Genomic DNA, 22,941 nt, shown 5'->3' on the forward strand with positions numbered 1-22,941 from the left:
TAGACTTACATATAACACAGAGGCTGAATATGTAATAAACAAGTAGCTAATTCGCCACAGCATATATAAAAAGGAACTGTGCGCCCCTATTAGCTACTTATTCATCTTCATGCAGTATAATAGTAATCGACACTATAATTCGTATACTAATCTAGTATATAGAAAATCATATATAAATTATCATTCTAATGGGAGCAATCATGGGAATTTATTTTACTGATGAAGTCCAAATTGCCTATGAAAAGGTATTCTATTCTTGGGATCCACTAATCATTCAGGAAGGACAATCAAAATTACAAATATATGCTGATCAAGGAAATGGTGATGCAGCCGCCTTACTAAGTCGCACCTATGCAGGATCTGAGTTTTTTTGGCCTGGTGCCTCTATAAAAGAAAATGATGCACTAACAGCACATTATTTACAACAAAGCATTAAACAATCAAGTGCCATTGGATTACTACAGGGTTTACGCACTGCTGGAGCCATTTTACCCTCTCTCAATCGGCAACTACCTATTACCAAAGAAGAGGCCTTTAATCGCGTATTATCCGCCGCGATACAAGGTGATGCCTATTGTCAATATGTAATCGGTAATGTCTACTATTGGGGGGACTATACCACAATTGGACCTAGTGCGATTAACCGTTTGCATGCTCACGCTAATTGGATGAGCAAATTAAAAAAACTATTCATATCCACTAGAACATACTACCAAAAACTAGCAACTATAGAAGCCGACTATTGGTTAGATTTGTCATTAACGAATGGGTTTTCTATGTTTCCTGATAACTTAAGAAATCTCTACTTACGCCAAAAGAAATATGATTTAGCTAGATCTGTTATGACTCGTGCCGCCTCTTGTGGTAATCCTAATGCCATGTACTGGTGTGGTATTTATGCGGAAAAAGATGATAATGACATAGAAAAAGCACTCTACTGGTACGAACAAGCTGCACAGTATCATGACATAGACGGATTAGAAGAAGCGGGTGATATGTATTTCAAGGATAAAGGCATTCCTCTCAATGGACCTAAAGCAGTTACCTACTATGAAGAAGCCGCTTCTCTAGGAAACCCCTATTGCATGATTCAATGTGTGTATGCCTATTTCTTTGGACTTCATGGCATTACCGCCGATTACGGTCGCTCAGCTTATTGGGCATTGCGAGCCCTCGGTTCTAGTCATGAAAGTTATCTCTATCCTTTTTTAAGTTACATGTATCTGCATGGTTTGGGCGTAACCCAAGATCGTGCGGCAGCTCTATACTATCTACAAAAAGGACTACAAGAATTTAAACGTCGTGCCAAAGAAAACAACTTTCAATACGTTCCGCTCATGCAGGAAATTTTATTTTGTGCACTCGGTTACGCTCATGAACATGGGTATTTCACGAAAACACCAGACTTTGAAAAAGCTGTATTAGCCTATCAACAAGCTAATTGCCGAGAAGGAGAAGAACGATTAAAGAGTTTTTCCTACGCTAACGGCATATGGACACGTCATGATGAAAGTTCCCGTACTACTTGTTATCAATTTGATAACATCTATCCTCGGCAGCACTATACACTATACATAAGTAAACACGCATCAACCCCAGCACATCGCACATCACTACATTCTTGGGATATGCTAGTACAAGAATTATCCATGCATCATGAGTTACATCTTACGTACAACACGGTAAAATCCGTACCGCACATGTTTGTTGCTATTGCTTCTGTATCCGCTAAGGAAATTGATGCACAGCACATAGAAATAACCTTTTATGGCTCTCAAGAAATTAGTCGCGAAGATGGTTTGCTATTACAAAAAGAACCATCAAAAAAAGAAAACACCTATATTCCTATGGTTCCTATCAACGATGGTCAGCAATTCTTAGTTGACCAAAATGTATCGGCCGTAGTACCTAGATCAGAAGGCATGTCAATTATATCTAACCTATATAGTACAGGGGCCTTACCATCCATGCACGATTGGCATACACAGTACCGAACTCTCCCTATCCCTGTCGACTCCATTATATTAGAGGTCGACCAACAAACATTTATTTTAACAGATTTACCCAACGATCAAGAAGAAATTACAGCAGCCTTACTCACATTACAAGACGGTGGATGTAGTAAAGTAGCTTTGCATTTGGAAAGCTTTAAAACGGGAGCTTTTTGTATGTACCGAAGCAAACATCATGCAACCTCGTATAGAGTCCAACTATTTATGCCTAATCAGGGAAGCCCCATCGTGTGTGAAACAGAAATACACAACATCATTTCACTTAACTATTGGTTAAGTGCATTTTTACTCAACGGATCCTACCCAGATACAAGTTCTTGGCGCAAAAAGCGATTAAAACTAAAAAAATCCTAGCCTATTCAAATATAGTATGAAGGAGTTATACAGATGAATACAAAAGATATACAGTATATAGAGTCATTAATACGAACGATTCCTAATTTCCCCAGTCCCAACATTCTATTCCGTGATATTACCACCGTCTTAAAGGATGCTCGTGGCTTTCATATAATAATTGATGATCTTCTGCAGCGCTATCAACATGCTAATATTGATTATGTACTCGGTGCTGAAGCTCGTGGTTTTATAGTAGGGGCCCCTTTAGCCTATGCCTTAGATGCAGGATTTGTTCCAGCTAGAAAGCCAGGTAAATTACCTGGTGAAGTAATACAAGCCTCTTACGAATTAGAATATGGTCACAATACCATTGAAATCCATAAAGATGCATTCCCTCCTAATGCCAATGTGCTAATTATAGATGATTTATTAGCTACTGGTGGTACAGCTAATGCAATGACTTCTCTTGTAGAGCAACTAAATGCTCATATATATGAACTAGCCTTTACCATTGAACTCAGTGACTGTCATGGTCGCGAACATCTAAAACCCTATCCAGTATATACGCAATTAGTCTACTAGCGTTCACTACTATATACAATGATCTATCGAATAAACACTGACAAATAGGAATTAGAGCTTATACACACATTGCTAAAATGGTGCCATAGATATAACAAGCTAATAATACATACTAAAAAAGAGCTTCGCCAAGTCACTACACTTGACGAAGCTCTTTTCTATAAGTTCTATTTAGTTACCTTTGCATAATAGGTAGATCCTTTATCGGAACCATGCATCAAATTCATTAATTCTTCTGCTCGTTCTAATGTGATACCACAGTAATTTGCATATTCTACTAAAGGGTTTCCTCTAAGTGCCCTCTTATGTGCCATCACAGCCCGACGTTCTTCCTTAGACAGGCCTTCTACCTCTTTAAGATCTTGCATGCGACGGGCATTACGAAACGTCAAATATGCCTTTGTCCGCTCCGCTTCTTGCAATGTCATATTACCTTCCTGTACCAGTTCGTCTAAATAATACTGTGCCACCTGCGGCTTATGCGGTTCTGCTCCTCGCAAATAATATGGCATCGTAGCTGGTTCTGGCATCCGTGCCATCGTCGCACTACACGTACCGAGTAAAGATACCATAACTAACAATAACACTTTATAATCCATACGATACTCCTATCTTAGAAGAAATAATGCAATCCCATAGTGTACGTCCGTCCACTAGCTGCTTCACTAGCATAGAAATTTCTATCAAACAAATTATATACAGTAAATTGTAATTTAGCATCTTCTGTGACGTCATAATTAAATGCTAAATTTGTAATAAAGAACGCATCATCTGAATAATATGTTCCACTTTTAACTTCTGATTTTTGTCTTTCACTAACATATTGTGCATCTGCTAAAATATTCCATTTATTTTTAGTATAAGCAACCCCAAAATGAAGTAAATGTTTTGGCACACTATAATTATGTTCTCCATCAATCGACTCAGATTCCCATGCATAATTGACATAAGAACTCCATACATTATTAAATTTATGCGTTCCTTCCAATTCTATACCTGTTTTTTTTGCCTCCCCAAAATTTCTATACTGAGAAAATCCTTTTTTATATAGAATTCCATTCATAGATGTTTCTTTATTAGTTTTATAGTATTTAATAGCGTCCTTTGTTACAGTCTTATAAAGAGTCGCACTGGCAAAAGTTTTATGACCCCATTTTTTCTTCATACCAATTTCAAACGTATTCGCAGTTTCTGGTTTTAGCTCAGGATTAGATAAGGACCCCTGTTTATCAACTGTAAGTTTTCCATTACTATTCTTAATTTTTGCCCCTTCATCTCTATAAACCTTATACAGGATAGGTGGGGTAAAGGAATGACCATAACTTGCAAATAAAGTTACATCTTTCGGCAATGCATATTCGAAAGATAATTTTGGACTCCATTCCGTATAAACGCCTTCTGCATAAGTGCGTGCCACATTCGTATCTAAATAGGTTCCATATCCACCATATTTTTTATATCTATCAAAACGGATGCCCATATAGGTAGTCAATCGTTCACTAGCTTGCCATTTATCTTGTACATACCCAGACCATGCTTCATCTTTACCGCCATGAAGTTCATAGGCTGACTTGTTACTATCTAAATTTCTCCATGTATCTAATGTATATCTAGTTTGATCAAAAGAACTACTTCGATAACCTATACCAGCTAATAAGGTATGTTCATTTAAATCCCAGGTCTTATGTACATCAAAGTCCTTAGTTTTACTTGGATAAAAAGAAAATTTTCCCTTTCCATTCCACGCCTCTAACTCACTAGGAGTAACACTTTGTTTTGGTCCATCTGGCGAGGAAAATCCTGCTTTTTTAATATCTGTCATACCAATATGAGCATGAATTCTATGTTTAATATCATTATAGTTAAGATTATGTATTGCCCATTCTCTCTGTCCTACATATCCCAAAAAATTAACTGGTTCTATATCAAATTGCTTTCCTGTTGGCAAAATAACTTTTCCATAAAACAACTCATTCCCATTTGTATCCTTAATAAAACTAAATGGATGAGTATAAGAATAACGGTGATTGCTATGAGAATATGAATATGTTAAAGACTGATCTTTATCAAAATGATATGTTGTTTTCACATGATAACTTTCAGTGCTAAGTGCCTTATCGCCTCTACCACCGACAATATATCTATCTCTAGCAGATGTATCTAGCGCTACATTAACTACAGGGTCTGTAATTTTTGCATTACCAGCAACTTTTTCAATGAAAAAACCAGGCCAACCATTTGTTTTTCTTTTTTCATAACCTGCATTAATATCTAATTTATCTTTTTTTATGGATGCATTATATCCTTGCGTAGTTGTATGATTGCTACCTGTAGAAAGAATAATATCTCCATGAAGACCTTCTTCTCTATTCTTTTTAGTGGTAATTTGTATAACGCCTCCAACAGCACGTCCACCATATAAAGAAGAAGCTGCTCCACGCACTACTTCAATTTTTTCAATATTTTGTATAGGTATTAAGCTCCAGTCAACTGTACCATCCCATCCACTATTAACGGGTTGTCCATCAACCATGACAAGAATATCTGTCGAATTAAATCCACGCATAGAAATATCGCCATCATTCTTTGGATTCAAATAAATCCCGGGCAATTGTCCAACAGCTTGTGCAGTCGATGAGTAATTATGATCTGCTATCTCTTTTGCTGTAACAACACTTACAGAAGCCGGTACTTTTTCTACTGATTCTTCCATTCTAGTTGCTGTTACAACCACTGGTGGCAACTCATACGTAGAAGGTGTACTAGCATGTACTCCTACAAAAGCTACACTCGTACCTGTCATAAGTGTACATAAAATAGCACTACTTAATAATTTTTTTGACATACATATTTCTCCTTTAAAACGAATACATTTCTAATAAACAAAACATTTCTTCACTAGATACTTATCACCGCTTTTCTTAGTATTGTTTTAATTCTGGAGTAAGAGCGTATATATACTTGATAGATCTAATTATATGTACTCTATAACAAAATTTTCTATCACTTCATCTTTCAACTATCGTATCATGTTTCCATACTACTTTCAATGTGTCCTATCATTTTACTAATAAAATTATTGTTATTAACTTGCTTGTATGTATCACTATCGTATATGCACTATTTCTAAGAAAAAGAACCCTACAAAAATATTTTTCTGTAAGGTTCTTTATCGTTCATAGTGGCAATTAACCAGTATAACCTTGATTCTATCTTATACTCCTTTTTAAGCTTCACCTAATAAAAGGATTTCAAAACAGACATAGTATATATTCGACTTACTAATATAACACTATATATTCTATTAAATTATAGTGAGAACGTGTACGTTCTTCTCGCATAAGCACGTACAGGCTTGCCATTTTGTGTAGCTGGTACAAAAGTCCATTGGTACGCTACCTTCCTAACTGCTTCCTCAAATTCAGAGCCTCCTGTACTATCAATAACATCTACCGAACTAACAGTTCCATCTTTTTCCACTAAAAGTTGTACTGTAACGCTTCCCGTCTTTCCTTGTCGTAACATTTTAGGTGGATATGATGCTTCAACATCATTCACCAAGGTTAGGCTTCCTTTATCTACTATAACGCCATCATCATTTCCCATAGTGCCATTGCCAATATTGTCTCCGCTACCTTCACCAGACCCTGTCCCTTCTCCCTGTTCAGCACCTACGCCAGAACTCGATCCTATACTCTCTCCTCCTATATTAGCGGCACTATTAGTATCAGCAATCGTATCATTAGGTTTCTTTTGAGGTATAGGGTTTGATTGATATGCACTAACTTGTTCCAATATAGCATTAGCTTCTTCCACAGATGAAATAGGCGGAGGTATCGTTACTTTTTCTGTCTGAGGCTTAGTAATAGCAGGTCCTCCACTAGACTGCCCACTATCTCCTTTTCCTTCATCTACTAAACGTACTTCTACAACATCTAGTTTATTATCTGTATACACTTGTAATTTTCCCAACACGCCTAATATGATTAATAATCCTATATTTATAAGACAAGATATTACTATAGGGAGGCGCCATCGTCTATCCATAATACCTCCTTATTTACTGTCTGTAGCAATCGATATTTTTACAATTCCCATTTGTTTTAATGTATCCAAAACAGTAACAAATGATCCATATTCTACTTTAGCATCGCCACGTAAAATAACGACTATATCTCCACCTTTTACTTTCTCTGCTTGCAAATATCGGATCATACCTTCTAGTGATACAGCTTGTGATTCCACATAAATTTGTCCTGTATTAGTTATGGTTATTGGTACCTTGCGTTCTAAATCAATTTTAGCTGTTGTAGCCTGTGGCAATTGAACTGGCATGGACTTTTGCACAACCATAGTTAACATACTCATCATGAAAAATACTAACAAGAAAAAGATAATATCAATCATTGGAATAATCATAATTTTTGGTTTTGACGTAGTTCTCAATGACCTAAGACGCATGATTTTCACCTGCCAATTCCGCCATATACATACTACTAGCATCTTCAATCTGACTAATCAAAACATCTTGTTGATGTGCTAGGTATGTATGTAAAATAACGGCAATAATCGCTACTATCAATCCTGTTGCTGTGGCTATAAGTGCTTCACCGACTCCCCCTGTAATCGCAAATGGTTCTCCTTCAGAAATAGACAAAATACTAAAAGATCCAATCATACCTGTAACGGTTCCTAATAAACCTAATAAAGGAGCTATAGTAACAATCGACTCAATATAGCTCAAATATTGTCGCAACTTGGATGATTCGCTAATCGAGGCTGCTTCTAATAATTTTTCTTGTTTTTCTATATTATCGCCACCACGAGCTGCCTCTGCTAATATATGGCTAATCATACCAGATCGCGTATTCTTCAAAGATATAATGGCTTTCCAATCATGCTTAGCTATCAATGGATTTACTAATTCCTGTAATTCCTGCACATTTTCGGAAACAGATCGATAAAAACGCACACGTTCTACGAAAACCACAATAACAATAAAAGAACACACTAGCAATGGATACATGACATATCCACCTTTTATAAATAATTCAAACAATTGCATACAATCACTCCTTGTTATTTTACAGTTTCTGTGAAAATAATATGAATGGAATTTGGTATTGGTCCTTCTATAATACGACTCTTAACGCCATATAATCTTTCTATAAACTCTGGTGTTAATAACTCTTTCGGCGTGCCAATTCCCACAATTTTACCTTCATGCATCGCCACTAGCCGATGACAAAACTGCGCTGCTAAATTTAAATCATGAATAGCCATCACTACAGTCACTTTAGCATCTCTAACTATTTCAAGCATTTCAAGTTGATATTTAATATCTAAATGATTTGTTGGTTCATCTAATACTAAACATGGTGTTTCTTGCGTCAAAGCTCGTGCCAAAATAACCCTTTGTTGTTCTCCTCCAGACAGACTCAAAAAATTGCGTTGTTGCATATGAGCTATCCCAACTTTATCGAGAGCTTGTTCAGCTATTTTATAATCTTTAGGGGTATCACCTTCTAAAAGTTTTTTATGAGGCATTCGTCCCATTAAAACAATATCCATAACAGTAAAATCAAATTGATACTGATTATGTTGTGCCACTACAGCCATTTGTAAAGCACTTTCACGAAATGAAAGTTCATCTAACGACCTACCATTAAGTATAATCTTACCAGAATTTGGATGTAATGTCCTATACATACATTTTAATAGCGTGCTTTTCCCACTACCATTTGGCCCAATTACGCCTACAATTTCGTCTTTACAAACCATAAAATTAATATTTTTTAGTATCTGAAAATCATTAATTCCATAATTAACACTCTCTATCTGTAGCTCCATTAATTACCTCCAAAAGCATATGTCTTTTTTACCATTAAATATACAAAAAATGGGGCTCCAATAACCGATGTTAAAATTCCTATTGGTAAATCTGTATGAGAAATCAAAGTTCTACTTAATGTATCAGCTACAACTAACAATAACGCTCCACTCAAAGCAGAAATAGGTAAAAGCCCTTTGTGATTTGTCCCTAATGATTGTCTTATAATATGTGGTATCAATAATCCAACAAACCCTATAATACCAGCTGCATATACAGAAAACCCTACCATTAATGAACTCACTATAAGGTATAATTGTCTATATCGATGTAAATCAACCCCTAATGTAATAGCAACCTCATCACCCAATAGCATTAAATTTAAAATCTTAGTTTGCAAACAAAAAAATATTATTGGAATAATAATTACAATTGTCATAATAGCAATCAAATTCCAAGTTGCCCCCGCTAAACTTCCCATCATCCAAAATGTAATGTTTTGAATGCCGTCTTTATCTTGTCCAAAATAAACAATAATACTCGTAAATGCACTGCACACAGCACTAAGTGCCATTCCTGCAAGTAATAACTTTATTGCATTAGATCGTCCCCCTAAATTTGATATCAAAAGAACCCCGAAAGAAATTATCATGGCCCCAATAAACGCCATAATCCCCACATATTGTTCGCCTAATAGAGTGCCTATCCCCAATAAAATAGCTACCGTAGCACCTGTAGATGCTCCTGATGATATTCCTAAAATATAAGGATCTGCTAATGGGTTTTTTACGATAGCTTGCATTATAACGCCACTAATAGCTAGTCCTGCCCCTACTAAAGCTGCTAACAAAATTCTTGGCATCCGAAGTGTCCAAATAATATCATTTAAAGCTCCTTGTCTCGGATCATTAATACTAATGCCATGTACAAACTTTGAAACTATAACTTGCCATAATATATCGATAGGAATATGTACAGTCCCTAAAAATAAAGCTACCCCCATAGCTATAATAAGTAGTACTGTAAGTATTAAACTTATTCCTATAATTCTCCATGTATATGTCCCATTATTCATGAGTACCTCCTGTAAAATTAGGATATAATCCCTGAATCATAATATCTAATCCATCTTTAACTCTTGTACCTGCACTATAAACCATACATAAAGGGATACTATAGACACGATGATTTCTTATAGCATCAACATGTTGTAGAGTAGGATTATTGTATAGATTTTGAACTAATTCTGTTTGTCTATCATAATCTTCTTCAACAACAATTAAGAATATAACCGAGGGATTAAAATAAATAAGTTCTTCCATATTAATAGTTTCACCAGCATCCTTAATCAAATTCCCACCTATTTCTTTGATCATATTTCCTGCTAATGTGTCTTCATTATATACCCTAAATTGACGACCTTCTCGTTCTAATATCATAACGCTGTCTTTACTCTGTTTCGTTATACTATAATTTTTAGCTGCTTGTACATATTTTTTTATATTCTGAACTATTTCTTCTGCCCGTGATGTTCTATTGACAATAGCACCTAAGTCTAAGATATATTGATATTCACTATCTAATGTACGTTTTGATTTTTTATAGGAGGATGTCGATATATATGTATGTATTCCCCTGTGAGACCAAAAGTCTGAACTTTTCCAATTTTTCTTCTGAAAAGTAGAATACCATCCAACTAATAAATCAGGTTCCCATAATAATGTAGTTTCTATATCTGGAATTTGCATACTTTTATAAGGAATTTTCTCATATTCCTCACGATAATCTTTAGCAATGTACTTACTATCTGGAACACCAATCGCCGCAATGATTCGATCACCCACACCCAAAGCCAATAAAGTTTCTATAGAGTTTTGCCATACACCTATAATACGTTTACTTTCACCTTCGTATACCACATTCTGATAGGATCCATTACTATTTAATTGATATACTACTCTAGTTTTTACATCAGTACTAGGTAAATAGCCTTCCATATACTTAGGCATAGGTATAAATTCTTCTTTTCCATGTAAATACGCAGTATAAAGGCATATTATTATAGCTAATATATACCCCATCAAATATATTTTTTTCATATCTTCACCTAAATGAAAGAGCTACATAATGTAGCTCTTTCAAAATATTATTAAAATTTATATTTAACACCAACCATTACCTGACGTCCTGGCATTGCTGAGCTTCCTGGACCATAAGAAGAATGGCTTGTTGTTTCATAAGCTGTATTAGTTAAATTAGTTATCGCTAAGTAAGTTGTTAAATCTTTTCTAACATTGTAATTTACATTCCAATCTAAAACAACGAACCTTTTAGATGTAAATGCTTCAATATTAGACCCAGTATAATAATTAATCAACAATCCTGATGAAACTTTATCGTTATCATAATTTATATTTAATGTATAATGATTAGCTGGTCGTAATTTATTAATACCAGTATTAATATCACCTGAATTATCATATCCCCAGCTAGGATCAACAATATATCCCTCTTTAGCAGTCCACTTATCTTTTAAATGGCTATATGCTGCTCCAGCAGTCCAATATTTATCCAATTTATGATCTACAGTTACATTAAATGCAGTTTTCTTTTCTTTCGCATTTACAGCAGTATTAGAAAATCCATTATTAACTTTAATTGGGAATGTAGCAATAGCATTTGTCATATCTACCAAACTATAATTAATGCCTACTATTGTTTTTTTACCAAATTCTTTTTGATAACCGAGCACATAAACATTACCTTTTTCATCTTGTAAAGGTGTTTTATATACACCGAATGTTGATGTATAATCACCTGAACGTAATGGTCGAACCACCTGAGTCCATCCAGCATAAATACTACTATTATCATTAAAACGATACTGCATATTCAATGCTCCATTAACAACTTGCGTATCACCATTTAAAGATTTTCCTGTATCTGTTATATAATCACTATATTTAGTAAATCGAATAGCTGGCGTAATATCAAAATTATCATTAACATGAATTTTATCTTGTACATATGCCAATATAGAATTACGTTTGACATGTGACTCTTTATGTCCTGTATCTCTATCATCAATAGCATAATTTCCTGCTCTATCGTAAGTAATATTGCTTATAATATCATGTTTACCAACAGAAGTAGCATATTGTAATTGAATACCTCGTTTACGTTCACTAACATATTCTGTTGGTTCAGCTGCTTTACCACCTGTTTTAGTTACCCATTCCTCTAATATCGATTTACTACCACCTGGGAATGGTGCTAAATTTTCAGTAATCCATTTATCTAGTATATCTTTATCCAGAACGCCCTGCGGGAAATCAGCTTTAAATTTCTCTATAATATCAACACCTGGCAAAAACCAACAATATTTATCCGTGCTAGAATATTTATGATTTTGATTATACAATCGAATAAAACTTTCCATATCAGCTTGATGATTAAAGGTATATTTTATATCAATATCATTATTTTGATATTTACTATATGAATTGTATGCCAACCCATCTAAAGCGAATAAATTATGATACCCTGGATTAGCTTTATTTCCCCATGTTGTTGACTTATCTTTTAGTTTTCCTTGAGCATCTAGAGTGCCTACAGCTGCAGCGAAAATTATCCGATTCCAATCTTTTTGATTCCAATATTGTAAATTAGGTGTAGAAATTGGGTATCCATCTTTACCTTGTTGATGATTAATAGAAACTGTTAAACGTTTTGTATCTCCAAAATCTTTATCAATACGAATAGTTCCACTTTTTTCATCAAAACGAGAACCGCCTAAAGTTGCAGTTTCGCCTGTATGTCCATCTCGATATTTTGTGTCACCAGACATAACCCGATGTAGCCCTACAAAATAATGCAGTGATTTATCTGCTCCGCTACTACCAGAATAGGAAAAATCATAATTATGTTTTTCCCAACTACCTGTAGATATATCTATTGTTCCTTGATTTGATTCATCACCTTTTCTAGTAATAATATTAATAACTCCACCTGTAGCATCAGCCCCATACGCAGAAGCACCTGGGCCTTTAATAACCTCAATTTTATCTACTGCATTAATATTAATAACCTGATCTAAATTAACGCCAGTAGATTTACTGCCTTTTGCGCTTCTACCTGAAATACGAGTACTTGTAATATTATCAACACGACGACCATCTACTAATACAACTACTCGAGTGTCGCCATTAATAGAGATTCCATTATTAAAGAATTGATATCCATACTCTCCACCTCTATATCCTGGATTTTGAAAAGTAATCCCTGGAATTCTTTTAATTGCTTCTGTCAAATCACTATAATGACGATTTTCTATCTCTTTGCGTGTTATAACTTTAACATCTCCACCAGTTCTATAATATGACTGTTCTGTCACTGTATTACCAAACTGATCCTTACTTCTATCGCCTTTTACTACTTTGCTGTCTAATTGATAGTTATCCAAATGTTCATCGAATGCTGCATTAGCTATATTAAATGTAGTTAATGCAATACACGCCAAAATGGCAGCAGAAATTCTTTCTTTTCTTATTTTCATTACACGTCCTCCATTGTATTGTCTATTTAATATAGACAATCTTGATTATTCTTTTATTTTTTTAAAGCATTTATAATGATAATCTATACTATTTTATATTTCAACGTTTTTCCCAATACTATAAAAAACTTTCATAATAAAATTATTTACACCCTACGAAAATTACATAATTTATTAATATATTTACATTCTATACATATAAAAAATCGGCATAATAATTCTATGCCGATTCATTTATGGTACTACCTATTAAATTTCAATTTTTATAGCATATACAACTACTTATTTCATCGCCTCAATAATACTAGTTAATCGTCTAATAGTTTCTTCTGGCAATTCATTCTTCTTACCAATTTGATCAATAATATATTGTTGTCTAAATGTAAAAGAACGTTGTAAGCTTTTACGATATTCATCCGTAAACGTTACTTCAAAACCATCAACAGGTGCATATAAAAGGCCATCAATATCACCAAAAGGCTGAAATTCTAATATACCTTGTACAATAGATTCTAAAATGGATAAGGTTACGTCTTTTGGTACTTTTTTAGTGCCAAAAAATCCTGTATTAATAATATAGCAATCTACATGAGATTCATCGAATAAGGACTTATAACTTTCATAATCCCGTGCCAATGGATACGTGCGGAATGGATTTGCATACGGTTCAATCACTAATGCATTTTGATCTACATTAGCATCTAATTTTTCAGCCGTTGAACGACGCGTCGCTAGTGTTGCCCCCATAGTAGACGCTAAACAAGGGTCTGTTACTTTCATAATCGGTGGCAATGTTTCATCTTTCATCAACCATGCAATGGCATTCACAGGTTCTTGGAAAAAGTTAACTCGATTATCTGTCCAAAACATAGATTTAATCGCACGACCATTGTTATTACGCACATCTTCTGCTACCACCACTTTACGACCGTCTTCATCAATAGTAACGCCACAGTTTTGTAAGGTTAATAAAAATTGATTCGCTGGATGTATTACCGGATAATCCTGCATTTTATCAAAATAGGTCGGTTCCATAGCAATCGATGAGCCATCCTGAGTACTAATAATATACGCATCATCATGCAAAATAGAAATATCATAGCGCCCATCATGTTTTTCATGGGTCAATGTCGATTTCCCTGACCCTGAAAGTCCAAATACGCCTAGCGTGAATGTGCGATTAGGCAAGTTATAACGTTTCATACCTCCATGACATGCTACATATCCATAACGATTAGCAATGGACCAAGCTAATGTTAATGTTCCTTTTTTATGTTCCCCAAAATATCGCAGTCCCAACAACATGGCACAATTATGTGCTGGTTCAAATAAAGCAAGTCCCCCTGGATGATTTTCCACCACATAGTCAGGATCAGAATAGATATAAATATCTCCTTCTGGATAGGTATGACTATTTTTATAAAAATCTCGCAATTCATCCTTAAAAATTTGGAAATTATTCACCCACGAGTACAAAATTGATGCATGATCCTTAGGAATCATCAAATGTGCTCGTACGGTAAATCGTTCATCTAACCCTACTAAAACTTCTGCCCGCAACCATTCTTTATGACGACTATCATAAATGGCCTCTCGTGCTATATTACAAAAATACTCTTCATCTACCCCAACGTCACCAAAAATACGTCGTGCTTTTGCATAACGACCTGTTGTCTTTCCATCATTAGTAACTAATACTTTTGCATCCTTTGGTAGTCCTTGTTCTTCTGGTCGATATACTGGCATGTCTAATACAATCACGCCTGGTTCTTCCATGGCCAACCGATATGCCTGTGCAATCGAAGATACACATCTTACATTATTTCCATAAAATGCTGTTTCTACCGTACTGCGCAAGCGAGAAAATAATTCATTTTTTTTAATACTATTTCTATCCCATTGCCTAATACTCGACATATTGTAAACTCCGTTTATAACTATAGACTACTTATATAATACTATTCTAGCAAGTACATACTATTCTATATTATACTGGTTTTATACATTTTGTATAGAATTAAAATATGACATCTATGCACAAACCTATAAAAAATTATAATATGTGCCCAGCTAAACTCATAAATTATATATCATACCTATCGTTCATCTATGAAGTGTACAAATAACTTTCTACCATAAGCAAACTATATCACGTACACCCACAAAGTAATCAAAATCATAACTCGTGACATAGCATAAGGTCACCACAAAAATAAATTATATCGTTTACTCCTAAAAATATTAGACCTACTAAATCATTACAACTATACCTAACAATCTATACATACAATGGTATCTAACTATATAGACTATGCAACAATCATTTTTTATGTTCTTGTGCCATATGTTCATATATATGAGCAATCAATTCCTCTACCTTCATAGATGCTTTTTTACTAATCATCTGCATCGTAGCCACTTTCGCCATAATATGCACCATAGGAGAATGTAACTTTTTAAATTTAGGATTCATAGACACTAAATAATCTACAATCGTAGGACACACTTTAATCACCTCCGCTAACGTTGTCTTTGGTGTGATTACAAAATCACTACAATTCACCCCACTCATATCCTTACGGGTTCCTGCAATTGGTATATCTGTATGATTTCTATTCTCTCTTTCCTCATTTGATGTCGTCTCTGTATCCCACGTAAGTAATGTTCTCGATCCTTCTAAGGAGCGAATATGCGTGCAATCTTGCATCATTTCTAATATACCTTTAAATCTCCCTAGCTCATCACGTACGGCCGTATAGAGAATATAAATGAAAGTATCATCTTTTTGAATCCAAAATTCTGCATGATCTTGTTCTCCTCGTTTAAAGGCATTGATAATTTCTTCTACCACATGCACACTACTAGCAGGATGACAATTCCTAACTTCACGACCAATCACACTAGCACTACGAGGGAAAATACGATGTGATGTATCTGTATAAAATCTCATGATATCCTGTTCATCTACAAAAGAAAGATCAACTGGCATATGTTGAAAGATTAAATTAATTTGATCTAAGGTCAATTTTCCCATACGCACATCTAACAGTCTATCAGCACTATTTTCTTGTCCCATATGATATTTTTCTAATAATTCTGTTAATTCTTTCACAAACCCTACTGATTGTGTAGGCCCCGCTTGTACAGATTGATCTACATCGTCATCATTCATATTATATACAGGAGGTATCTCTATTAAAGCGAAACCAATCTCATGATCACTACCGCTCATAGCAATCCATTCTTGTTCACTTAACAATTTCATAGCCGTCGGATATAATACTTCTTGTTCTTTATCATTTAAATCAATGATACTGTCTAGAACATCAGGCATACTCTTTAAAAATTCTTCTATTTTATCTTCTTGCAATAATCTAAAAGCTCGATTGATACTATCACGCACTTCATTATCAAAACTCCACATAATGCGAGATGGTCGATCGAAATCATGGCGTTCCAATGCTGGATACAATTGATTCTGTTTTCGCGATAAATGAATTTTCCATTCCTTCAAGGAATCAAAAATGCCTAACCAAGGATTCTTGATAAATTTACCTTTATTCAATAATTCTCTTGCTTCTTGAATGACTAACGTAAGCGCTTTAATTTCTTCTACATACACCCATAAAGGATGAAATTTAGGGTATACATTATCTGTCCGTACCAATACCCCGTCGAATAACGCCAATAAATCATCCATTCTATCTTTAATTTCTTCGTCCTTATAACTACCTTTTAAGCTTTGTTCTGCATATGCAAACTCATCTGGTGTACAAGTACCGAGTTGCTCACGTAACTGTCGATTTCCTTCTTCTAAGGTAATTTTTCCTTCTAAAAAAGCCTCTTTTACACCGACTATACATTCATATCTCTCTTTATTAATCGCTAATGCTTCTGATAGTTTATGATACATAGATAACTCCTTTCAATATATACTGATTCATTAATACATATACTACATACTCTATGTACATTATTATATAAATATTGAAAGTAATTTTCAGTATCCGCAGCAACATTTTGAAATTAATTTTATGACTATAACTAAATACTACTGTACAACTTACATCCTATTCATTAGGCAAAAACTTTCCCACTAATACAAGACTAATAACTAATACAAAAATAGAAGCGGACCAAATTAATGTATCTAATGCAGTTTCATGAGATACAATTAATAATCTAACGATGGCCGTAATGCCAATATATAAAAAATAATTAAGTGGAAAATGGTAATTATTCGTAAAATATTTTATAATGAGTGCCAAAAATTCGAAATACAAGAAAAACGTAATTAAACTTTCTATAAACAAAGAAAATCCTGTATGTTTAAAAACTCCGTCCCATGCTGTCAGAGCTAAGTGCATCACCGTATCTATAATGGCACCACAAAGAATAATGCCTACTACAAATAGTGCAATATTCATAACTAATAATAAACAACGAGCTACCAAAGAATATAAATTGCGCATAAAACCTCACCTGCTACGATACTAATACATGTAATAACAAGGAATATTATATCTATATATATCAATATGTGCAATATATTTTCTAACAATGACTAATGCGTACTACTATATTCCTCCATAGTTCTAATATTCATACGTATCAAACGTTCTATTACTGACCTGTAAAATGAGCTTTCCGTTTTTCTATAAACGCCTGTACGCCTTCTTTAAAATCATCTGTCTGACTAGCTCTATGTTGTGATTCGATTTCCATTTCTAAATATGATGAAAAATCAGAAAATTCTGCTTTATATAACATGTGTTTCATTTCTCCATATGCGCCAGTTGGTCCCATAGCCATTTCCTTAGCAAATGCTAATGTTTCACTTTCTAACGCTTCTAAGGGTACCACTTTTTTTACTAACCCCAATGCAGCTGCTTCTGTGGCGGATACAACGCGACCAGACATAACTAAATCAGTTGCTCTCGCCGTTCCTATCGCTTTCGTCAACAAGTATAATGATCCAGTATCTGGTACTAATCCAATATTCACAAAGGCCTGAATGAATTTACAATTATCTGCACTAATACAATAATCACTTAATAAAGCAAGACTAAAACCAGCACCCGCAGCTGCGCCTTGCGTAGATGCAATAATTGGTTTTGGTAAGGTTTTCATAAGAACCGCTAATTTAGCCAATATTTTTAATAAGGGTCTAATGTCTACATGTCCATTTTGGATAGTCCTGTAAAAGTATCCTACATCACCACCTGCAGAAAAGGCTTTTCCTGCTCCAGCGATGATGATAGCCCGTATAGTAGTATCTTCTTTCGCTTGTAAAAAATTATCCACTAAGGCCGCTCCTACTTCCTCATTAATAGCATTAAACGCACTTTCATTATGAATCGTAATGCGTGCTACAGAACCTATTTTTTCATACGATACAACAGAATCAGCCATACTAATACCTCCCATTACATTTCAATAATTACCATAGCAACCTATCCTAGTTAAGAGTCAATAGACTATCTCATTGATAGCATTATATTAGAATAGTTTCTTATCTATATTGTACAAAGAATACGTCAATTCAGTAAAGGTTCCCTTTTGTTTCTACTCCATATATCTACAAGTAGTAACCATGCTTAATACATTGATACCAATAATCTAGATTACATTATATATAGAAATAGCAATGAGCCTCTCATCTTATATAGGTTAGGATACTATGATGATTCCCGTAGCGCACTACATGTAAACTACATAACACGCTAGTCATACTATGCCATGACGTTTTTACTGTCACTGATAGAGTTGCTTTTATATTCCCCATAGCATTACTTTCATCACTTGCCAAATTCGTCAAGTAGATATTTCTTTTATATTCTATATAACAGTACTTTTTAAAATCATAGTACATAATGGTAGATGATTTTCTATAACAGGAAGCAATCAAAGGTATTTCTGTGCTACTTCTAACCATTTCGTATCCATACTATTGCCACTTACACTGCAATAACTTATCAATGTAGAATAAATAAAATTATCCTCTTGTAGTATATCTGCCACTACTACAAAAATTTTGCTATACTAACTATATAAGAAAGGATGATATCTATGGAAGAACAGATAGAAGTAAGAATTATGAATAATGGCAGTCAAATTCCAACAATTGGTTTTGGTGCCTATCAACTGGGAACCCCTGAAGATTGTGAAAAAACGATTTCCCAGGCCTTAGAGTCTGGGTTTCGATTAATCGATACAGCCGCTATGTATGGTAACGAAGTTTCCATTGGAAGAGCTATAAAGCGTAATCCCCTATCGCGTCACGATATTTTTGTTACTTCTAAAATATGGCATACCGATGCGGGGTATGATGCTACGATGAAAGCAGTAGAACGTAGTTTACATAATTTTGATTTTGATTATATCGATATGATGCTAATTCATCAACCTATCGGTGACTATTATGGTTCTTGGCGTGCCTTAGAAAATCTATATGATCAAGGCTGTATCCGTGCCATTGGTGTGTCTAATTTTTATGAGGAGCGATTAGTAGATCTATTGGCCCATTGTCATATTCCTCCGGCAGTCAATCAAGTAGAATGTCACTTATATAATCAGCGTGATTCTTTGCTAACGCTTATGAGAAACTATAATATTATTATGCAAGCTTGGTCGCCTTTTACACGCCATAAAATAAATGTATTTAATAATGCTGCTCTACAGGTATTATCCGAAAAACACGGTAAATCACCAGCACAAATCACGTTACGTTGGCTATTACAACGAGGTATCATTGCCTTACCAAAATCATCATCACCTGCACATATCCAAGAAAATTATGCTATTTTTGATTTTTCTCTATCTAAAATGGATATGGCACTCTTATCCTACCAAAATGAAGATTATTATCTAGAAAATCATCATACTGCTAATGGAATACAGCGATTATTAGAAAAACCTCTTCCCAATAATACATAACCGCCAAATACTATTTCATTTACTAAAAGGTAATAAACCATCATCATTGTCTAGAGTAGAGTCATTGTTTCTAGGTTATTCACTTTTACCCTGCGTAGCTACTAATGAATCGTTTAGTGCTATATTACAACAAAAAAACACGCTAATGCTCAAAACTCATTAGCGTGTTTTTTAGTACATAGTTCTATTGATTTTCTTGTGATTCCACAGATAACATGCGAAATTCTCCTGTAGCAGGATCCATCATGCCCCCATAAAAGTGTATATACGCTGGAAATAAAGGATGCTTTTTCAGTCTATCCACCGTAAATAATACATTATGTTCAGATACACAGAATTTATCCATCCAATCAATTAATCCTGTTTCAATCATACGAATTGCATCACGATTGATACCAGCAGCAACCATTTTCTGAATAAAACTTTGAGAGCTAAAATCAATCATGCCACATTCTTCATGACCAATGACTAAAACATCTTCTACTTCCATGCCATATACGGCAACTAGTAAACTTTGCACCACACTATCAAATGGATTAGTTACACTATTTCCCGCAGTTTTTATAACAATAATTTCACCACGCGTATATCCTAGTGCACGTTCTAACATATCCACTAAACGCGTATCCATACAAGTGACAATCGCCAACTTTTTCTTAGGATGACTCGTTAAATGTTCTCTCATATGAGGATCATTTTTTGAATCCTCTAAAAATTTACGATTTGCTGTAACTAATTCATCTATATTCAACATGTATATCCCTCCTATCTGATATACAATTATGCAGAGCTAAGACTTAATCTTGAAAAGTAACTTTTAGTGGGTCTCTATCCACTACATTTTTATAACGAAATTTAGGATAGCCTAACAAAATAGCACCTGCTACCATCTTGTCACTCGGTATCCCGACTAATTCTAAAACTGTATCATCTTCATAGATACAGGCATGTTCAAAAAAACCAGCCCAACATGAACCAATCCCAATCGTCGGTGCAAATAATTCTGCATAGGCTAGTGCAAAATGTCCACTGTCATGCGTTCGTTCTCTATCTCGTTTATCACCTATAGCGACAACTAGTGTCGGTGCATTACGTAAAATATGATCATTTCCTTTATCCACCTCTGCTTGTACACCTCGTACATAGAGCCGCATCATAGCATTAGTTTTAGCCATCTTATGCATCCATGCCAGTACAGCAGCCGAAATTTTTTTCAACACCTCTTTATTTCGTATAACAATATATGAAATACCTTGTGTATTTGTTGCAGTAGGTGCCATACGTGCTACATTTAATAATCTAATAATCAATTCGTCCGGCACAAATTTATCCTTGTAATTGCGAATGGAACGACGACTACGTAAAAATAACTCTGCCTGTTCAGGAGAAATCATTTGTTTCTGATCAATAGTAAACTGATTGATTCTAGGTGTTTTATCATAATCTAAGGCATTTGTTGGACATATAGCTACACAATGTCCACAGGAAATACACCCACCTTTTCCCTTTATCGGACCTTGTGGAGTAAACACCAATAAGCCTGTCGGGCATTCAGCTACACACAATCCACACTTCGTACAGACTTCTGTATTCACTGTAAAAATCATTTATATAATCCTCCATAAATATGCTATTTAATTATTATACCATATTTAATCATATCTGACGATTTCTTATACTACGTCAAAATTTCACCATATCTAATCGCATTACATTGGTTTTATTAAAAAAATCTTTTTCTTATAAAATATATATGACACACAACTATATACTATTTCTAGTATACTTTTTATCATAAACGATAAAAATCACCTTGCATCAAAATTGACGGCAAGGTGATTCCTTTAGTACGCTAGTTAAAAAATATGTATAGTAGGTTAGATAATAGAAATTCACTATTCCCATATTTAAAACATCATACTTAACTCTCTAACTAACTGTTATAGCAAACAGTCATCACACTATACTAGTGTTAGAAGATTATATAGATGATATCATATACTTATTAATCTGTAAATATATATTAGCAAAAATAATTAAAATTTCATTAATCTATATTACATTTCCTAATTATAAATATATTATAATTAGGTATTATATGATTCAACATCACATCTTCCTGTAAAAAATCTATCTCAATAAAATATATTATAATACTACTACGGCTACATAGTATAATTTTTTCAAAATAAAATTAGGTACTGATGATATGATTCGCTATACTTCAAAACATATTACAATCATCTATTATTAATAACGATTACGCACTAAACCTAGACCCATTCTATCATGAAACCGCACTATAAATGAGTACTTCCACTGTTATTATCTTCTCTAGCAATGATTACATAAAAGCCCCACTATATAAAGCATATCAAAACCTAAAAAATACTCATTATTATGTTTATTCTTAACAAGCTATCAATGATACGTTATGACTATACTAAAACAATTACCATAGAATGTATAGTTTTAATACCATAGTAATACTATAATTGAAATGATGACAACATATACTAAGCATACCGTATCCCATATTGAGCAACTGTTAAAATAGAGTGATACAATAACAAATCATTTCTCTACTAACATAGCAAAAAACTCATTATTTTTTCTTAACAGAGCGCACTAATCTAAAATAAAAATCATAACCACCCGTAGAACGGGTGGTTTGCTCTGACCCTATAAGG

18 protein-coding genes are annotated in these 22,941 nt (G+C 34.3%); 3 read left to right on the forward strand and 15 right to left on the reverse strand.

The window, feature by feature from the left end; translation table 11 throughout:
* The first annotated feature begins 200 nt into the window (after nt 1–200).
* Nucleotides 201–2,366 (forward strand): tetratricopeptide repeat protein, encoded by a 2,166-nt coding sequence (locus K357_RS0105765; protein WP_028257855.1) that lies wholly within the window; start codon nt 201–203, stop codon nt 2,364–2,366.
* A 33-nt stretch (nt 2,367–2,399) separates the two neighbouring features.
* Complete coding sequence (locus K357_RS0105770) at nt 2,400–2,930, forward strand: adenine phosphoribosyltransferase (protein ID WP_028257856.1); 531 nt, start codon at nt 2,400–2,402, stop codon at nt 2,928–2,930.
* Between the two features lie 167 nt (nt 2,931–3,097).
* Here the strand turns inward: K357_RS0105770 and K357_RS0105775 are convergent, their stop codons facing one another.
* The 13 genes from K357_RS0105775 to K357_RS0105835 all read right to left on the reverse strand — a co-directional run bounded on the left by K357_RS0105775 (nt 3,098) and on the right by K357_RS0105835 (nt 18,727).
* Nucleotides 3,098–3,529: a hypothetical protein gene (locus tag K357_RS0105775; protein ID WP_028257857.1), complete on the reverse strand. Its 432-nt coding sequence runs from the start codon at nt 3,527–3,529 to the stop codon at nt 3,098–3,100.
* Between the two features lie 14 nt (nt 3,530–3,543).
* On the reverse strand, nt 3,544–5,775 hold the full coding sequence (locus K357_RS08935) for a TonB-dependent receptor (RefSeq protein WP_051212145.1): 2,232 nt from the start codon (nt 5,773–5,775) through the stop codon (nt 3,544–3,546).
* 464 nt (nt 5,776–6,239) lie between these two features.
* Nucleotides 6,240–6,977: an energy transducer TonB gene (locus tag K357_RS0105785; RefSeq protein ID WP_028257858.1), complete on the reverse strand. Its 738-nt coding sequence runs from the start codon at nt 6,975–6,977 to the stop codon at nt 6,240–6,242.
* 9 nt (nt 6,978–6,986) lie between these two features.
* Nucleotides 6,987–7,391 (reverse strand): ExbD/TolR family protein, encoded by a 405-nt coding sequence (locus K357_RS0105790; protein WP_028257859.1) that lies wholly within the window; start codon nt 7,389–7,391, stop codon nt 6,987–6,989.
* On the reverse strand, nt 7,381–7,995 hold the full coding sequence (locus tag K357_RS0105795) for a MotA/TolQ/ExbB proton channel family protein (RefSeq protein ID WP_028257860.1): 615 nt from the start codon (nt 7,993–7,995) through the stop codon (nt 7,381–7,383). The genes K357_RS0105790 and K357_RS0105795 overlap by 11 nt, the downstream gene beginning before the upstream one ends.
* Before the next feature lie 14 nt (nt 7,996–8,009).
* Complete coding sequence (locus K357_RS0105800; protein WP_028257861.1) at nt 8,010–8,780, reverse strand: ABC transporter ATP-binding protein; 771 nt, start codon at nt 8,778–8,780, stop codon at nt 8,010–8,012.
* Nucleotides 8,780–9,835 carry a FecCD family ABC transporter permease gene (locus K357_RS0105805; RefSeq protein WP_028257862.1) on the reverse strand — a complete coding sequence of 352 codons (1,056 nt, stop codon included), beginning with the start codon at nt 9,833–9,835 and terminating at the stop codon, nt 8,780–8,782. The genes K357_RS0105800 and K357_RS0105805 overlap by 1 nt, the downstream gene beginning before the upstream one ends.
* A complete protein-coding gene (locus K357_RS0105810) occupies nt 9,828–10,859 on the reverse strand; it encodes an ABC transporter substrate-binding protein (protein WP_028257863.1) in 1,032 nt (343 codons plus the stop codon). The genes K357_RS0105805 and K357_RS0105810 overlap by 8 nt, the downstream gene beginning before the upstream one ends.
* Before the next feature lie 50 nt (nt 10,860–10,909).
* On the reverse strand, nt 10,910–13,315 hold the full coding sequence (locus K357_RS0105815; protein ID WP_211218946.1) for a TonB-dependent receptor: 2,406 nt from the start codon (nt 13,313–13,315) through the stop codon (nt 10,910–10,912).
* Between the two features lie 282 nt (nt 13,316–13,597).
* Nucleotides 13,598–15,232, reverse strand: a complete 1,635-nt coding sequence (locus K357_RS0105820; RefSeq protein WP_028257865.1) for a phosphoenolpyruvate carboxykinase (ATP) — start codon at nt 15,230–15,232, stop codon at nt 13,598–13,600.
* A 403-nt stretch (nt 15,233–15,635) separates the two neighbouring features.
* Entirely contained in the window at nt 15,636–17,228 is a 1,593-nt protein-coding gene (locus K357_RS0105825) for a PAS domain-containing protein (RefSeq protein WP_028257866.1), read from the reverse strand.
* Nucleotides 17,229–17,385: 157 nt separating this feature from the next.
* Nucleotides 17,386–17,787, reverse strand: coding sequence for a phosphate-starvation-inducible protein PsiE (locus K357_RS0105830; RefSeq protein WP_028257867.1), 402 nt, complete (start codon nt 17,785–17,787; stop codon nt 17,386–17,388).
* A gap of 151 nt (nt 17,788–17,938) precedes the next feature.
* Nucleotides 17,939–18,727 carry an enoyl-CoA hydratase/isomerase family protein gene (locus K357_RS0105835; protein ID WP_038113704.1) on the reverse strand — a complete coding sequence of 263 codons (789 nt, stop codon included), beginning with the start codon at nt 18,725–18,727 and terminating at the stop codon, nt 17,939–17,941.
* A gap of 657 nt (nt 18,728–19,384) precedes the next feature.
* On the opposite strand from K357_RS0105835, the gene K357_RS0105840 reads away from it, so the two are divergent.
* Nucleotides 19,385–20,251 (forward strand): aldo/keto reductase, encoded by an 867-nt coding sequence (locus K357_RS0105840; RefSeq protein WP_028257869.1) that lies wholly within the window; start codon nt 19,385–19,387, stop codon nt 20,249–20,251.
* A gap of 184 nt (nt 20,252–20,435) precedes the next feature.
* Here K357_RS0105840 and K357_RS0105845 read toward each other — a convergent pair whose 3' ends face one another.
* Entirely contained in the window at nt 20,436–21,005 is a 570-nt protein-coding gene (locus K357_RS0105845) for a beta-class carbonic anhydrase (RefSeq protein WP_028257870.1), read from the reverse strand.
* A gap of 43 nt (nt 21,006–21,048) precedes the next feature.
* Nucleotides 21,049–21,858, reverse strand: coding sequence for a nitroreductase family protein (locus K357_RS0105850; protein WP_028257871.1), 810 nt, complete (start codon nt 21,856–21,858; stop codon nt 21,049–21,051).
* Nucleotides 21,859–22,941 lie beyond the last annotated feature (1,083 nt).

The organism is Veillonella montpellierensis DSM 17217 (genome assembly GCF_000426745.1).
In the GTDB taxonomy this organism is placed as follows: Bacteria; Bacillota; Negativicutes; order Veillonellales; family Veillonellaceae; genus Veillonella; species Veillonella montpellierensis.

What these genes read in the sequence shown, in the direction of transcription:
- K357_RS0105765 (WP_028257855.1), top strand. Translation starts at nt 201, where the DNA reads ATGGGAATTTATTTTACTGATGAAGTCCAAATTGCCTATGAAAAGGTA.
- K357_RS0105770 (WP_028257856.1), top strand. Translation starts at nt 2,400, where the DNA reads ATGAATACAAAAGATATACAGTATATAGAGTCATTAATACGAACGATT.
- K357_RS0105775 (WP_028257857.1), bottom strand. Translation starts at nt 3,529, where the DNA reads ATGGATTATAAAGTGTTATTGTTAGTTATGGTATCTTTACTCGGTACG.
- K357_RS08935 (WP_051212145.1), bottom strand. Translation starts at nt 5,775, where the DNA reads ATGTCAAAAAAATTATTAAGTAGTGCTATTTTATGTACACTTATGACA.
- K357_RS0105785 (WP_028257858.1), bottom strand. Translation starts at nt 6,977, where the DNA reads ATGGATAGACGATGGCGCCTCCCTATAGTAATATCTTGTCTTATAAAT.
- K357_RS0105790 (WP_028257859.1), bottom strand. Translation starts at nt 7,391, where the DNA reads ATGCGTCTTAGGTCATTGAGAACTACGTCAAAACCAAAAATTATGATT.
- K357_RS0105795 (WP_028257860.1), bottom strand. Translation starts at nt 7,995, where the DNA reads ATGCAATTGTTTGAATTATTTATAAAAGGTGGATATGTCATGTATCCA.
- K357_RS0105800 (WP_028257861.1), bottom strand. Translation starts at nt 8,780, where the DNA reads ATGGAGCTACAGATAGAGAGTGTTAATTATGGAATTAATGATTTTCAG.
- K357_RS0105805 (WP_028257862.1), bottom strand. Translation starts at nt 9,835, where the DNA reads ATGAATAATGGGACATATACATGGAGAATTATAGGAATAAGTTTAATA.
- K357_RS0105810 (WP_028257863.1), bottom strand. Translation starts at nt 10,859, where the DNA reads ATGAAAAAAATATATTTGATGGGGTATATATTAGCTATAATAATATGC.
- K357_RS0105815 (WP_211218946.1), bottom strand. Translation starts at nt 13,315, where the DNA reads ATGAAAATAAGAAAAGAAAGAATTTCTGCTGCCATTTTGGCGTGTATT.
- K357_RS0105820 (WP_028257865.1), bottom strand. Translation starts at nt 15,232, where the DNA reads ATGTCGAGTATTAGGCAATGGGATAGAAATAGTATTAAAAAAAATGAA.
- K357_RS0105825 (WP_028257866.1), bottom strand. Translation starts at nt 17,228, where the DNA reads ATGTATCATAAACTATCAGAAGCATTAGCGATTAATAAAGAGAGATAT.
- K357_RS0105830 (WP_028257867.1), bottom strand. Translation starts at nt 17,787, where the DNA reads ATGCGCAATTTATATTCTTTGGTAGCTCGTTGTTTATTATTAGTTATG.
- K357_RS0105835 (WP_038113704.1), bottom strand. Translation starts at nt 18,727, where the DNA reads ATGGCTGATTCTGTTGTATCGTATGAAAAAATAGGTTCTGTAGCACGC.
- K357_RS0105840 (WP_028257869.1), top strand. Translation starts at nt 19,385, where the DNA reads ATGGAAGAACAGATAGAAGTAAGAATTATGAATAATGGCAGTCAAATT.
- K357_RS0105845 (WP_028257870.1), bottom strand. Translation starts at nt 21,005, where the DNA reads ATGTTGAATATAGATGAATTAGTTACAGCAAATCGTAAATTTTTAGAG.
- K357_RS0105850 (WP_028257871.1), bottom strand. Translation starts at nt 21,858, where the DNA reads ATGATTTTTACAGTGAATACAGAAGTCTGTACGAAGTGTGGATTGTGT.